General features: G+C 65.9%; 14 protein-coding genes. 11 read left to right on the top strand and 3 right to left on the bottom strand.

Annotated elements, in window-relative coordinates:
* The first annotated feature begins 5 nt into the window (after window positions 1-5).
* The 3 genes from DBV14_RS16615 to DBV14_RS16605 are packed head-to-tail and all read left to right on the top strand — an operon-like array spanning window position 6 to window position 2,506.
* On the top strand, window positions 6-722 hold the full coding sequence (locus DBV14_RS16615; RefSeq protein ID WP_124460265.1) for an amino acid ABC transporter permease: 717 nt from the start codon (window positions 6-8) through the stop codon (window positions 720-722).
* Window positions 719-1,462: an amino acid ABC transporter ATP-binding protein gene (locus DBV14_RS16610; protein ID WP_124460264.1), complete on the top strand. Its 744-nt coding sequence runs from the start codon at window positions 719-721 to the stop codon at window positions 1,460-1,462. Before DBV14_RS16615 ends, DBV14_RS16610 begins: the two co-directional genes overlap by 4 nt.
* A gap of 24 nt (window positions 1,463-1,486) precedes the next feature.
* Window positions 1,487-2,506, top strand: coding sequence for an isopenicillin N synthase family oxygenase (locus DBV14_RS16605; RefSeq protein WP_124460263.1), 1,020 nt, complete (start codon window positions 1,487-1,489; stop codon window positions 2,504-2,506).
* On the opposite strand, the gene DBV14_RS16600 is transcribed toward DBV14_RS16605, so the two are convergent.
* From DBV14_RS16600 to DBV14_RS16590, 3 genes are all read right to left on the bottom strand, one after another.
* Window positions 2,449-2,772: a hypothetical protein gene (locus DBV14_RS16600; protein WP_124460262.1), complete on the bottom strand. Its 324-nt coding sequence runs from the start codon at window positions 2,770-2,772 to the stop codon at window positions 2,449-2,451. The genes DBV14_RS16605 and DBV14_RS16600 overlap by 58 nt on opposite strands.
* Window positions 2,769-3,452, bottom strand: a complete 684-nt coding sequence (locus DBV14_RS16595) for an HAD family phosphatase (RefSeq protein WP_124460261.1) — start codon at window positions 3,450-3,452, stop codon at window positions 2,769-2,771. Before DBV14_RS16595 ends, DBV14_RS16600 begins: the two co-directional genes overlap by 4 nt.
* A 103-nt stretch (window positions 3,453-3,555) precedes the next feature.
* Window positions 3,556-4,908, bottom strand: a complete 1,353-nt coding sequence (locus tag DBV14_RS16590) for an MFS transporter (RefSeq protein ID WP_124460260.1) — start codon at window positions 4,906-4,908, stop codon at window positions 3,556-3,558.
* A 179-nt stretch (window positions 4,909-5,087) separates the two neighbouring features.
* On the opposite strand from DBV14_RS16590, the gene cyoA reads away from it, so the two are divergent.
* The 8 genes from cyoA (at window position 5,088) to DBV14_RS16550 (ending at window position 12,839) form a co-directional block, all read left to right on the top strand.
* Complete coding sequence (gene cyoA, locus DBV14_RS16585) at window positions 5,088-6,116, top strand: ubiquinol oxidase subunit II (RefSeq protein ID WP_124460259.1); 1,029 nt, start codon at window positions 5,088-5,090, stop codon at window positions 6,114-6,116.
* A 1-nt stretch (window position 6,117) separates the two neighbouring features.
* Window positions 6,118-8,121: a cytochrome o ubiquinol oxidase subunit I gene (gene cyoB / locus DBV14_RS16580; protein WP_124460258.1), complete on the top strand. Its 2,004-nt coding sequence runs from the start codon at window positions 6,118-6,120 to the stop codon at window positions 8,119-8,121.
* A complete protein-coding gene (gene cyoC / locus DBV14_RS16575) occupies window positions 8,114-8,776 on the top strand; it encodes a cytochrome o ubiquinol oxidase subunit III (protein ID WP_124460257.1) in 663 nt (220 codons plus the stop codon). Before cyoB ends, cyoC begins: the two co-directional genes overlap by 8 nt.
* Window positions 8,773-9,177 (top strand): cytochrome o ubiquinol oxidase subunit IV, encoded by a 405-nt coding sequence (gene cyoD / locus DBV14_RS16570; protein ID WP_124460256.1) that lies wholly within the window; start codon window positions 8,773-8,775, stop codon window positions 9,175-9,177. The genes cyoC and cyoD overlap by 4 nt, the downstream gene beginning before the upstream one ends.
* Window positions 9,178-9,266: 89 nt before the next feature.
* Window positions 9,267-10,094 (top strand): SURF1 family protein, encoded by an 828-nt coding sequence (locus tag DBV14_RS16565; RefSeq protein ID WP_185546040.1) that lies wholly within the window; start codon window positions 9,267-9,269, stop codon window positions 10,092-10,094.
* Complete coding sequence (locus tag DBV14_RS16560; protein ID WP_124460254.1) at window positions 10,078-11,484, top strand: ATP-binding protein; 1,407 nt, start codon at window positions 10,078-10,080, stop codon at window positions 11,482-11,484. Before DBV14_RS16565 ends, DBV14_RS16560 begins: the two co-directional genes overlap by 17 nt.
* Window positions 11,465-12,010 carry a response regulator transcription factor gene (locus tag DBV14_RS16555; RefSeq protein ID WP_124460253.1) on the top strand — a complete coding sequence of 182 codons (546 nt, stop codon included), beginning with the start codon at window positions 11,465-11,467 and terminating at the stop codon, window positions 12,008-12,010. The genes DBV14_RS16560 and DBV14_RS16555 overlap by 20 nt, the downstream gene beginning before the upstream one ends.
* A gap of 211 nt (window positions 12,011-12,221) precedes the next feature.
* The gene (locus DBV14_RS16550) at window positions 12,222-12,839 is read left to right on the top strand and encodes a hemolysin III family protein (protein WP_311732840.1); all 618 of its coding nucleotides are present in this window, start codon (window positions 12,222-12,224) and stop codon (window positions 12,837-12,839) included.
* Window positions 12,840-13,018: the final 179 nt, after the last annotated feature.

Genomic DNA, 13,018 nt, shown 5'->3' with positions numbered 1-13,018 from the left:
GCCACATGATCGAAATCATCAACGACTACTGGGTCTACTTTCTCATCGGGCAGTACCCGAACGGGCCGCTCGGCGGCCTGGTGCTCACGCTGCTGCTGGCCTCCTGCGGGCTGGTGCTGGCGCTGCCGCTGGGCATCGCGCTCGGCCTGGCGCGCGTGAGCCCGTGGCGCTGGCTGCGCTGGCCCGTCACGGCCTTCGTGTTCGTGGTGCGCGGCCTGCCGCTGCTGATGGTGATCTTCTGGGCCTACTTCTTCCTGCCCAGCGTGACCGGCATCAAGACCGACCAGTTCACCACCATGCTGATCGCGCTGGTGGTGTTCGACGCCGCCTACCTGGCCGAGATCGTGCGCGCCGGCATCCAGGGCCTGCCGCGCGGCCAGATGGAAACCGCCCGCGCGCTCGGCCTGAGCTATGGCCGCGCCATGCGCCTGGTGGTGCTGCCGCAGTCTTTGCGCAGCATGCTGCCGTCGCTGGTGAACCAGTTCGTGTCGACCATCAAGGAGACCTCGCTGGGCTACATCATCGGGCTGGCCGAGGTGTCGTTCATCGCGACGCAGATCAACACGCAGGTGTTCACCAAGCCCGCGCAGATCTACCTGATCCTGGGCCTGACCTACTTCATCCTGTGCTTCGGCCTGTCGCGCTTCGCCTACTGGCTGGAACGCCGGCTCGCGCGCCGCGGCCTCTCCACAGTCGCCTCTTCCGCCAAGGTGCCCGCATGATCGAGCTCGACAAAGTCAACAAGTGGTACGGCAACTACCACGCCCTGGTCGACGTGACCGAAACCATCCACAAGGGCGAAGTGGTGGTGGTGTGCGGGCCTTCGGGCTCGGGCAAGTCGACGTTGATTCGCACCTTCAACCGGCTGGAGCCGATCCAGTCGGGCCGCATCAGGGTCGAGGGCAAGGACATCCATGCGCCGGGCACCGACGTGAATGCCTTCCGCTCGCGCATCGGCTTCGTGTTCCAGCAGTTCAACCTGTTCCCGCACCTGACGGTGCTGCAGAACTGCACCATGGCGCCGATGCAGCTGCGCGGCCTCACGCGCAAGGAAGCCGACGAGCGCGCGATGGCGTTGCTGCACCGCGTGGGCCTGTCGAACAAGGCCAATGCCTGGCCGAGCGAACTGTCGGGCGGCCAGCAGCAGCGCGTGGCCATTGCGCGCGCGCTGGCCATGCAGCCGCCGCTGATGCTGTTCGACGAACCCACCAGCGCGCTCGACCCCGAAATGGTGGGCGAAGTGCTGCTGGTGATGCGCGACCTCACGCGCGACGGCATGACCATGGTCTGCGTGACGCACGAGATGGGCTTTGCGCGCGAAGTGGCCGACCGCGTGCTCTTCATGGACGAAGGCAGCGTGCTGGAGCGCGCCACGCCCGACGACTTTTTCAATCGCCCGCAGCATCCCCGCGCGCAGCAGTTTCTTTCGGACATCCGCTCGCCGTTCTCGCGCAATGCATGACATGCTCTTCACGACAGTGACCCCATGACCACCACCTCTTCTTCCGACCTTCTCTCGCTGCCCGTGATCGACGTCGCGCCACTGGTGGCCGGCACGCCCGCACGCGACGCCGTGGCCGCGCAGATCGGCGCGGCCTGCCGGGCGCACGGCTTCTTCTACGTCACGGGCCATGGCGTCGATGCTGCACTGGTCCAGCGGCTCGAAGACCTGAGCCACCGGTTCTTCGAGCTGCCCGAAGAAACCAAGATGCAGTGGCGCATGGCCCTGGGCGGCCGTGCGTGGCGCGGTTTCTTCCCGCTCGGCGGCGAGCTGACCTCGGGCCGGCCCGACTGGAAAGAAGGCCTGTACCTCGGCACCGAACTGCCCACCTCGCATCCGCTGGTGCAGGCGAAGACGCCGGTGCACGGGCCCAACCTGTTCCCCGATGTGGCGGGCTTTCGCGAGACCATCCTCGACTACATGGCGGCCGTTGCGCAACTGGGCCACCGGCTGATGGAAGGCATTGCGCTGAGCCTCGGCCTGCCGGCCTCGTACTTTGCCGAGCGCTACACGGCCGACCCGCTCATCTTGTTCCGCCTGTTCAACTACCCCACACAGGCCGTTCCCGAAGGGCTCGACGTGCAATGGGGCGTGGGCGAGCACACCGACTACGGCCTGCTGACCATCCTTCACCAGGACAACGTGGGCGGCCTGGCCGTGCACACGCCTGCGGGCTGGATCGATGCGCCGCCGATTCCAGGCTCGTTCATCTGCAACATCGGCGACATGCTCGACCGCATGACCGGCGGGCTCTACAAGTCGACGCCGCACCGCGTGAAGCGCAACACCTCGGGCCGCGACCGGTTGTCGTTTCCGTTGTTCTTCGATCCCAATTTCGAGGCCCGCGTGCAGCGCATCGAAGGCCTGGCGGGCGCCGAGGCGCTGGACGACAGTGCCGAGCGCTGGGACCGCGCCAACGTGCACGCCTTCAGCGGCCGCTACGGCGACTACCTTCTGGCGAAGGTGTCGAAGGTGTTCCCGCAGTTGCGCGACGAAGTGCTCTGAGCCGCGCTCGCCGGCGGGTCGACAAATTCGTCCTCCCACCGGCCGACGTCCGCATCGGGGTCGTTGATCGGCACCAGCTTGTCGCTGCGGCAATAGAAGGTCCAGCCTTCGAACAGCACGTCGTAGTACGTGCCCGGCAGGTAGCGATCGCTCGGTGCTTCGTAGGGCAGCGAGACCACCTCGACGATGCGGCCCACCGCACGCTCGGTCATTGGCGACGCCAGGCAGCTGTCGACCACATGGCAGAGCGTGCCGATCTTGATCACCCCAGCTTCTCCCGCGGCACGGGAAACCAGCGCGGCACATGCGCCACGGCATCGTGCAGCGAATCGAGCACATGGAATGCGCGTTCGGTGATCGAGGCAGGCGGATGCTTCAGGTCCGGGACGACCACCACGCGCATGCCGGCGGCCAGCGCCGCCTTGGCGCCGTTCTCGCTGTCCTCGAAGGCGATGCACTGCGTCGGGTCCACGTCCAGCCGCTCGGCAGCGAGCCGGTAGAGCGCCGGGTCGGGCTTGGCGCGCGCCACTTCGTCACCGCCCGCGAAGGCCGAGAAATGGTGCAACAGGCCCAGGCTGCCAAGACAGGCCTGGATCTGGCCGCTGGTGGACGACGACGCCACGGCGCAGCGCGTGCCGCGCTCGCGCAAGGCAGTCAGGAACTCGTTCGCGCCGGGCTTGATGGGAAAGAGCGGCGTGCCGTCCACGCGCTCCAGTTGCAGGCGCCGGCGCACATGCGCCACGGCATGCTGGTAGGTCTCCGGGCCGCCGAGCAGCGACGCCAGGATCAGCTCCGACTCCACGGTGGCCAGCCCGACCACCTGCAGGTACTGGCCGTGCGAAAGCTCGATGTCGAGCGTGCGGGCGGCCTCGATCCAGGCGGCCATGATGGGCCGCTCCGAATCGATGAGCAGCCCGTCCATGTCGAAAATGGCGGCGGCAAACATGCGGTGAATGCTAAGCCAGTGCGCCGACCGTTGCGCCGGAAATGACAAAGGGGCCAGAAGGCCCCTTGAAAAGAAAGAACGCCGGGAACGGCGAAAGTGCCGGTCAGTCGCGCACCAGCGCCCGGTTCAGGCCCAGCGCGGCCAGCGTGGCAACGGCGCCCGACAGCAGGTACACGCTGACATAGGCCAGGCCGAAGTGGGCCGACAGGCCCAGGGCGACCAGCGGTGCGAAGGCCGCGCCGACCAGCCAGGCCACGTCGGCCGTCAGGGCGGCACCGACGTAGCGGTACTTGGGCGCGAAATTCGAGGTCACGGCGCCGGCCGCCTGGCCGTACGACAGGCCCAGGATCACGAAGCCCACCAGGATGAAGATGTCCTGGCCGATGCGGCCACCGTCGAGCAGCGTGGGCGCAAAGCCGCTGAACGCGGCAATCACGGCGGCCAGGCCACCCAGCGTGAAGCGGCGACCGATGCGGTCGGCCAGCAGGCCGGAGGCCACGATGCCGCCGGCGCCGAGCACCGCGCCGATCATCTGCACCACCAGGAATTCGGTGACCGACTGGTCCGAATACAGCGTGATCCACGAGAGCGGGAACACGGTGATCAGGTGGAACAGCGCGTAGCTGGCCAGCGCGGCAAACGCGCCGATCAGGATGTTGGCGCCCTGCGAGCTGACCAGTTCGGTCACGCTGGTGGGCTCCAGTTCGCGCTCTTCGAGCAGGCGCGCGTAGTCGTCGGTGGCCACGAGGCGCAGGCGGGCGAACAGCGCCACCACGTTGATGGCAAAGGCCACGTAGAAGCTGTAGCGCCAGCCCCAGTCGAGGAAGTCTTCGCTCGGCAGGCTGGAGTACAGGTAGGCGAACAGTGCGCTGGCAATGAAGAAGCCGATGGGCGCGCCCAACTGGCCCAGCATGGCGTACCAGCCGCGGCGGTTGGCGGGCGCGTTCAGGGCCAGCAGCGAAGGCAGGCCGTCCCACGAACCGCCCAGCGCCAGGCCCTGGCCGAAGCGGAACACCGACAGCAGCACGATGGCCGTGAAGCCGAGGCTGGCGTAGCCCGGCAGGAAGGCGATGCCGGCGGTCGACGTGCCGAGCACGAAAAGCGCCAGGGTCAGCTTGGCTTCTCGCCCGAATCGTCGCTGGATTGCCATGGAAATGACAGTTCCGAACGGCCGCGCAATGAAGGCGAAGGAAAAGATCAGGAACGAATAGAGAACGCCCTCGAGCTTCTGCTCGAACGGGAAGAAGACCGCCGGGAACACCAGCACCGAGGCGATGCCGTAGACGAAGAAGTCGAAATATTCGGAGGCGCGGCCAATGATCACGCCGACCGCGATCTCGCCGGGGGCGATGTGCGAATGGTCGGCGTCACCCTGCCGGGCGTTGCCGTCACTGCCGCGAGGAGGCGAGTGCGGCACAGGCTCTGCGCCTTGGGGACTGATGCTGGACGTCGTCATTGCTTGCTGTAATTCGGGTGTCACGTCGCAACGCGACACATAAGACTCTGGACAACCTATAGCGTCTCACTGAAATCCGTTTACCGCCATAGGACAAAACGTCCAATAGGCGAAACCCGCCATCGGGCGTAGATTGTGGGGTCTTTTTGCGCCGTCCCGCTCCCTTTTCTCCCTTCGGCATGCCTATCCTCAAGAACCTTCGCCGATCACTCCTCTTGCTTCCCGCCATCCTCCTGGCGGGCTGCAACACGGTGTTGATGAACCCCTCCGGCGACATCGCCAATCAGCAGGGACGCCTGATCGTCGTCTCGACCATCCTGATGCTGATCATCATCATCCCGGTGATCGCGCTGACGATCTTCTTCGCCTGGCGCTACCGCCAGTCGAACAAGGAAGCCACCTACAGCCCCGACTGGGACCACTCCACCCAGCTCGAACTGGCGATCTGGGCGGCGCCGCTGCTCATCATCATCGCGCTGGGCGCCATCACCTGGATCAGCACCCACACGCTCGACCCCTACCAGCCGCTGCGCCGCCTCGACGCCCAGCGCGCCATTCCCGCGGACACCAAGCCGCTGGTGGTCGAAGTGGTGGCACTCGACTGGAAGTGGCTCTTCATCTACCCCGAGCAGGGCATTGCCACGGTGAACGAGCTGGCGGCCCCGGTGGACCGCCCGATCGAGTTCAGGATCACGGCCTCCTCGGTGATGAACTCGTTCTTCATTCCCGCGCTGGCCGGCCAGATCTATGCCATGCCGGGCATGCAGACCAAGCTCAACGCGGTGATCAACAAGCCGGGCGAGTTCGAAGGCTTTTCCGCCAACTACAGCGGCGCCGGCTTCTCGGGCATGCGCTTCAAGTTCCACGGCCTGACCAACGAAGGCTTCGACCAGTGGATTGCCAAGGTCAAGACCGGCAAGGAAGGCGAACTCACCCGCGAGCAATACAAGAAGCTCGAAGTGCCGAGCGAGCGCGAACCCGTGCGCCACTACGCCACCGTCGATCCCTCCCTGTACGACGCCATCCTGAACCTGTGCGTCGACCGCAACAAGATGTGCATGAAGGAAATGATGGCCATCGACGCCGACGGCGGCATGGGCAAGCCCGGCGCCTTCAACGTTGCCACCAAGCAGGCCTGGGAAACCGACACCCTCGTCGATTCGCCCAAGCGCAAGTACGTCACCGCGATGTGCACTACCGAAGAATAAGATGTTGCAGAACCTTGACCTGACGAAGCTCGTCTTCGGCCGCCTCTCGTGGGAGGCGATTCCCCTGCACGAGCCCATCCTGCTCGTGACCTTCGCGGCCGTGATCCTGGGTGGCCTGGCCATGCTGGGCGCGGTGACCTACTTCAAGCTGTGGGGCACCCTGTGGCGCGACTGGATCACCAGCATCGACCACAAGAAGATCGGCATCATGTACATCATCCTGGGCCTGGTGATGCTGCTGCGCGGCTTTGCCGACGCACTGATGATGCGGGCCCAGCAAGCCCTGGCCTTCGGCGACAACGCCGGCTTTCTGCCACCGCACCACTACGACCAGATCTTCACCGCCCACGGCGTGATCATGATCTTCTTCGTGGCGATGCCGCTGGTCACGGGCCTCATGAACTTCGTGGTGCCGCTGCAGATCGGCGCACGCGACGTGGCCTTCCCGTTCCTGAACAACTTCAGCTTCTGGATGACCACCTTCGGCGCCGGCCTCGTGATGGCCTCGCTGTTCGTGGGCGAGTTCGCCAAGACCGGCTGGCTGGCCTACCCGCCGCTGTCGGGCATTCTCTTCAGCCCCGACGTGGGTGTCGACTACTACATATGGTCACTGCAGATAGCGGGGGTGGGCACATTGCTCTCCGGCGTGAACCTGCTGGCGACCATCGTGAAGATGCGCGCGCCCGGCATGACGATGATGAAGATGCCGGTGTTCACGTGGACGGCCCTGTGCACCAACGTGCTGATCGTTGCCGCCTTCCCGGTGCTGACCGCCGTGCTGGCCCTGCTGTCGCTCGACCGCTACGTCGGCACCAACTTCTTCACGAACGACCTCGGCGGCAACGCCATGATGTACGTGAACCTGATCTGGATCTGGGGCCACCCCGAGGTGTACATCCTGATTCTTCCGGCCTTCGGCATCTTCTCGGAAGTGGTCTCCACCTTCTCGGGCAAGCGCCTGTTCGGCTACGCCTCGATGGTGTACGCCACGGTCGTGATCACCATCCTGTCGTACCTGGTGTGGCTGCACCACTTCTTCACCATGGGCTCCGGCGCCAGCGTGAACTCGTTCTTCGGCATCACGACGATGATCATCTCGATCCCGACAGGGGCGAAGATCTTCAACTGGCTCTTCACCATGTACCGCGGCCGCATCCGTTTCGAGCTGCCCATGATGTGGACCATCGGCTTCATGATCACCTTCGTGATCGGCGGCATGACCGGCGTGCTGCTGGCCGTTCCCCCGGCCGACTTCGTGCTGCACAACAGCCTGTTCCTGATCGCCCACTTCCACAACGTGATCATCGGTGGCGTGCTGTTCGGCATGCTGGCCGGCATCACCTACTGGTTCCCGAAGGCCTTCGGCTACAAGCTCGACCCGTTCTGGGGCAAGTGCTCGTTCTGGTTCTGGATCGTCGGCTTCTGGTTCGCCTTCATGCCGCTGTACATCCTGGGCCTGATGGGCGTCACCCGCCGCATGAGCCACTTCCAGGACATGTCGCTGCAGATCTGGTTCCAGGTCGCCGCCTTCGGCGCCGTGCTGATCGCTCTGGGCATCGCCTCGTTCATCATCCAGCTGGTGGTGAGCTTCATCCGCCGCGAATCGCTGCGCGACACCACGGGTGACCCGTGGGACGGCCGCACGCTGGAGTGGTCGACCTCGTCGCCCCCGCCGGCCTACAACTTCGCGTTCACGCCGCGCGTGCATGACAACGACGCCTGGTCCGACATGAAGGCACGTGGCTACCAGCGTCCGCTGGAAGGCTTCTCGCCGATCCACATGCCCAAGAACACGGCCGCCGGCTTCATCATCGCGGCGCTGAGCGCGGTGTGCGGCTTTGCCCTCATCTGGCAGATGTGGCTGCTGGCCGGCATCGGCTTCGTGGCCATGCTGGTCGCGATCATCGTCCACACCTTCAACTACAAGCGCGACTATCACATCCCCACGGAAGAAGTCGTTCGCACCGAAGACGCGCGCACGCGCCTGATGGCTGCCCATGTCTAACAGTACCGCCCTCCCCTCCAGCCACACCCACTCGGTGGGCAACGCAGCGAGCGTCCCGACGTTCGAGCTGTTCCACGTCCGCAACGAGGACCACCACCCCGAGAACGGCACCCTGCTGGGCTTCTGGCTCTACCTGATGAGCGACTGCCTCATCTTTGCCTGCCTGTTCGCGGTGTACGGCGTGCTGGGTCGCAACTACGCGGCCGGCCCCTCGGGCGCCGACCTGTTCGACCTGCCGCTGGTGGCCATCAACACGTCGCTGCTGCTGCTGTCGTCCATCACCTACGGCTTCGCGATGCTCGAGATGCAGCGCAAGCGCATGCGCGGCGTGCTGGTCTGGCTGGCCATCACCGGCCTGCTGGGCGCGGGCTTCATCGGCCTGGAGCTGTACGAATTCGCGCACCTGCTGCACGAGGGCGCGGGCCCGCAGCGCAGCGCCTTCCTGTCGTCGTTCTTCGCGCTGGTGGGCACCCACGGCCTGCACGTGACCTTCGGCATCGTCTGGCTCATCGTGCTGATGTTCCAGCTGCCCAAGCACGGCTTCACCGCCGCCAACCGCCGCCGCCTGATGTGCCTGTCGATGTTCTGGCACTTCCTGGACGTGGTCTGGATCGGCGTCTTCACCTTCGTGTACCTGATGGGATCGCTGCAATGAGCACGACGACGCATATCGACAACGCCGGCCACGGCACGCATGGCCATGACGACCATCACGACGATGGTCCCGCGAGCCACAGCACCTTCAAGGGCTACATGACCGGCTTCGTGCTGGCCGTGATCCTCACCGCCATTCCGTTCTGGCTGGTGATGGCCAAGGTGTTCGACAAGCCCAACACCACCGCCCTCGTCATCCTGGCCTTCGCCGTGGTGCAGATCGTGGTCCACATGGTCTATTTCCTGCACATGGACGCCAAGTCCGAAGGCGGCTGGAACATGCTGGCGCTGATCTTCACGATCGTGGTCGTCGTCATCACCCTGGCGGGTTCGTTGTGGGTCATGTACCACATGAACACCAACATGATGCCGTCGATGCACGACATGAAGAACATGCCTTGACGCCCCCGCCGCCAGTCCACAGCCGCAACGACGACAGCAACAACGTCGGCGGCAACGCAGCCACCGGCCGCAAGCGCTCCGCGGCCGGGCTGGTGGCACTGGTGGTCTTCCTGGCCGCCGCCTTTGCCGGCTTCATCGCGCTCGGCACCTGGCAGGTCGAGCGCAGGGCCTGGAAGCTCGATCTCATTGCCCGCGTCGACCAACGCGTGCACGCCCCGGCCACCACGGCCCCCGGGCGAAACGACTGGCCGCGCATCACCGCGGCCAACGACGAATACCGGCACCTGCGCATCGCTGGCACATTCCTTCACGACAAAGAGACGCTGGTCCAGGCCAGCACCCGGCTCGGTGCCGGCTTCTGGGTACTGACGCCGCTGCAGGCCGCCGACGGCACCGTGGTGCTGGTCAACCGCGGCTTCGTGCCGCCCGAGGCACGCGAGCGCGCGGCCCGCACCGCACCCGAGCCCAAGGGCGAAACCACCGTGGCCGGCCTGCTGCGCATGACCGAGCCGGCGGGCGGCTTCCTGCGCAAGAACGACCCGGCGGCCGACCGCTGGTTTTCGCGCGACGTGCAGGCCATTGCCGCCGCGCGCGGCCTGAACGATGCGGCGCCCTACTTCATCGACGCCGAGGCCGTGCCCATCGCCCCAGCCACCCCGGGCAGCGCCAGCGATGCCCCCGCATGGCCCGCCGGCGGCCTGACGGTCATCGCCTTCCCCAACAGCCACCTGGTCTACGCCCTCACCTGGTACGGCCTGGCGCTGATGGTGCTGGGCGCGGGCTGGTTCGTGTGGCGCGACGCACGGCGCCGCCAGAGCCCGGGCAACGACAAGGACAAGCACGGCGACAAGAACGGCAACGGCGAAAATGCCGCCCATGCCGACGCCAGCCCCGCCCAAGATGCCCGCCGCGACTGAAGCCATCGCGGTCGCGGGGGAGCTGCATGCCCCCCGCGCCGGGGTGGCGAGCCTGGACAACGCCACCGGCCACAAGAACATGCAGCAGCTGATCCAGCTGCGCTGGTTCGCCGTGGTCGGGCAGGTCGTGACCATATTGGTGGTGCACTACGGCTTCGGCATCCGCCTGCCGCTGGACCACATGCTGCAGGTGCTCACCTGCCTGGCGCTGTTCAACGTGGTGAGCCTGCTGCGCTCGCGCACGCACCGCCGCGTGACCAACGGCGAGCTGTTCCTGGCGCTGCTGGTCGACGTGGCCATGCTCACGGCCCAGCTCTACCTGAGCGGCGGCGCCACCAACCCCTTCGTCTTTTTGTACCTGCTGCAGGTGATCCTGGGCGCGGTGCTGCTGAAGGCCTGGTCGACCTGGACCATCGTGGTCGTCACCAGCTTCTGCTTTGCATTGCTGGCGCTGTTCTCGCGCCCGCTCGCTCTGCCGCTGGACCACGACCGCGGCCTGTGGAGCCCGTACATCCAGGGCATGCTGATCTGCTTTGCGCTGAACGCGGCGCTGCTGGTGATCTTCATCACCCGCATCAGCGGCAACCTGCGCGCGCGCGACGCACGGCTGGCCGACCTGCGCCAGCGGGCTTCCGAAGAAGAACACATCGTGCGCATGGGCCTGCTGGCTTCCGGCGCCGCGCACGAGCTGGGTACGCCGCTGGCCACACTGGCGGTGATCCTCGGCGACTGGCGCCGGCTGCCGCACTTCAGCTCCGACCCCGAGCTGCTGACCGAAGTGGCCGAAATGGAACTGCAGATCCAGCGCTGCAAGAGCATCGTGAGCGGCATCCTGCTGTCGGCCGGCGAGGCGCGCGGCGAGTCGTCGGAAGAAACCACCGTCAGTACCTTCCTGGACGACCTCGTCGAAGAATGGCGCACCACGCGCCCCGTGGAAGACTTCGACTACGACAACCGCTTCGGGCACGACCTGCCCATGGTTTCCGACTCGGCACTGAAGCAGATGATCTGCAACGTGCTCGACAATGCCCTGGAGGCCTCGCCGCACTGGCTGCGCCTGGAGGCGGCACACGATGGCGATGCCCTGACCATCACCGTGAGCGACGCCGGCCCCGGCTTCCTGCCGGGCATCCTCAAGGAATTCGGCAAGCCCTACCAGTCGAGCAAGGGCCGCCCCGGTGGCGGGCTGGGGCTGTTCCTGGTCGTCAACGTGGCGCGCACCGTCGGCGGCCGCGTGGCGGCGGGCAACCGGCCCGAAGGCGGTGCCATCGTGAAGATCACGCTGCCGCTGGCGGCCATCGTGCTGGAAGAGGAAGACGACGAGGACGAAGACGGGGCCGCCGAAGACGGAACCGTCGAAATGGAAAGCCATGACCGAAACCGAAGCTGAGCGCCAGTTGCTGATCGTCGAAGACGACGATGCCTTCGCGCGCACGCTCGGCCGCTCCTTCGAGCGCCGCGGCTACACGGTGACGCAGGCCACCAACCTCGAAGAGGTCGAGACGCTGCTCGAAACCCGCTCGCCCGGCTATGCCGTGGTCGACCTCAAGCTCAACGGCGAGGCCTCGGGCCTGGCCTGCGTGCAGATACTGCACCGGCACAACCCCAAGATGCTCATCGTGGTGCTGACGGGCTTTGCCAGCATCGCCACCGCCGTGGAAGCCATCAAGCTCGGCGCCTGCCACTACCTGGCCAAGCCGTCGAACACCGACGACATCGAAGCCGCCTTCGGCCGCGCCACCGGCACGACCGAGGTGGAGCTGACCAACCGCTCGACGTCGATCAAGACGCTCGAGTGGGAGCGCATCCACGAGACGCTGGCCGAGACCGGCTTCAACATTTCCGAAACCGCGCGCAGGCTCGGCATGCACCGGCGCACGCTGGCGCGCAAGCTGGGCAAGCAGCAGGTCAAGTAGGCAGGCAGGCCGGCCGGTAGGTAGATACATCGGCCGGCAGGAAAATCCTTGCTCGCAAGCTGGTCAAGCGGCCCGGGTGCGCGGCACGGTTCTGGCAAGCTTGAAGCCGCAACGCACATCTTTTCGTGAGGTCCCGCTCCTGATGACTGCTCCTTCGCAAACACGTCCCTCGCCACGCGCCCCAGTTTTGGCAGCGCGCGACCAGACGGGGATGGAAGAACTCTTCAACGCGCTGAGCCACGGCCTGGGCCTGCTGCTGGCCATTGCCTCGCTGCCGATCCTGGTCTACAGCGCCTCGCAAAAGGGCCAGGCCGCGGGCGTGGTCGGTGCCTGCCTGTTCGCGGGCACGGCGATCGTGCTGTACCTGATCTCGACGCTGTACCACGCACTGCCGATGGGCCGTGCGAAGGCATGGTTCAACCGGCTGGACCACGCAGCGATCTACCTGTTCATCGCGGGCAGCTACATGCCGTTCCTGTTCGGTGTGTTGCGTGGACCATTGGGCTGGACGCTGTTCGGCGCGATCTGCGCGGCAGCTGTTCTCGGTGTAAGTGCCAAGCTGTTCAACCGGCTGCAGCATCCGCTGTGGTCGACGGGCCTGTACGTGGCGATGGGCTGGATGGCGCTGATGGCGGCGGTGCCTTTGTACGAGCGCATGTCGGCGGCGGGGCTGGGCTGGCTGGTGGCCGGCGGGCTGTTCTATACGGCCGGTGCGGTTGTCTTCCTGTTCGACAACAAGGTACGTTACGCCCATTCGGTGTGGCACTTGTTCGTGCTGGCTGGGAGCACTTGCCACTTCTTTGCGGTGCTCTGGCATTCGCACGGTTGACCGCGGTCTTGTCTCGGCGGCGCACGGGGTCATTCTTTGTGCGTGCACAGGACACCGGGTACTTCCCTCCGCGAATGTCCCCCGCTTCGCTCCTCCTTTATTTCGCTGCGGGAAGCACCCGATGCCCTGCGCACCTGGGCACGCTGCGGGTGTACCGTTGATCAACCAGTGCTCTGAAC

It is taken from the genome of Variovorax sp. KBW07 (genome assembly GCF_003852515.1).
Lineage (GTDB): Bacteria > Pseudomonadota > Gammaproteobacteria > Burkholderiales > Burkholderiaceae_C > Variovorax.
Note: the sequence above shows the minus strand (reverse complement) of the source record. Positions and strands in the feature narration are given on the sequence as shown.

Bases quoted from the DNA above. Each gene is read 5' to 3' on its own strand.
- cyoC (WP_124460257.1), top strand. From the start codon at position 8,114: ATGTCTAACAGTACCGCCCTCCCCTCCAGCCACACCCACTCGGTGGGC.
- cyoA (WP_124460259.1), top strand. From the start codon at position 5,088: ATGCCTATCCTCAAGAACCTTCGCCGATCACTCCTCTTGCTTCCCGCC.
- DBV14_RS16605 (WP_124460263.1), top strand. From the start codon at position 1,487: ATGACCACCACCTCTTCTTCCGACCTTCTCTCGCTGCCCGTGATCGAC.
- DBV14_RS16560 (WP_124460254.1), top strand. From the start codon at position 10,078: ATGCCCGCCGCGACTGAAGCCATCGCGGTCGCGGGGGAGCTGCATGCC.
- DBV14_RS16590 (WP_124460260.1), bottom strand. From the start codon at position 4,908: ATGACGACGTCCAGCATCAGTCCCCAAGGCGCAGAGCCTGTGCCGCAC.
- DBV14_RS16615 (WP_124460265.1), top strand. From the start codon at position 6: ATGATCGAAATCATCAACGACTACTGGGTCTACTTTCTCATCGGGCAG.
- cyoD (WP_124460256.1), top strand. From the start codon at position 8,773: ATGAGCACGACGACGCATATCGACAACGCCGGCCACGGCACGCATGGC.
- DBV14_RS16610 (WP_124460264.1), top strand. From the start codon at position 719: ATGATCGAGCTCGACAAAGTCAACAAGTGGTACGGCAACTACCACGCC.
- DBV14_RS16550 (WP_311732840.1), top strand. From the start codon at position 12,222: ATGGAAGAACTCTTCAACGCGCTGAGCCACGGCCTGGGCCTGCTGCTG.
- cyoB (WP_124460258.1), top strand. From the start codon at position 6,118: ATGTTGCAGAACCTTGACCTGACGAAGCTCGTCTTCGGCCGCCTCTCG.
- DBV14_RS16595 (WP_124460261.1), bottom strand. From the start codon at position 3,452: ATGTTTGCCGCCGCCATTTTCGACATGGACGGGCTGCTCATCGATTCG.
- DBV14_RS16555 (WP_124460253.1), top strand. From the start codon at position 11,465: ATGACCGAAACCGAAGCTGAGCGCCAGTTGCTGATCGTCGAAGACGAC.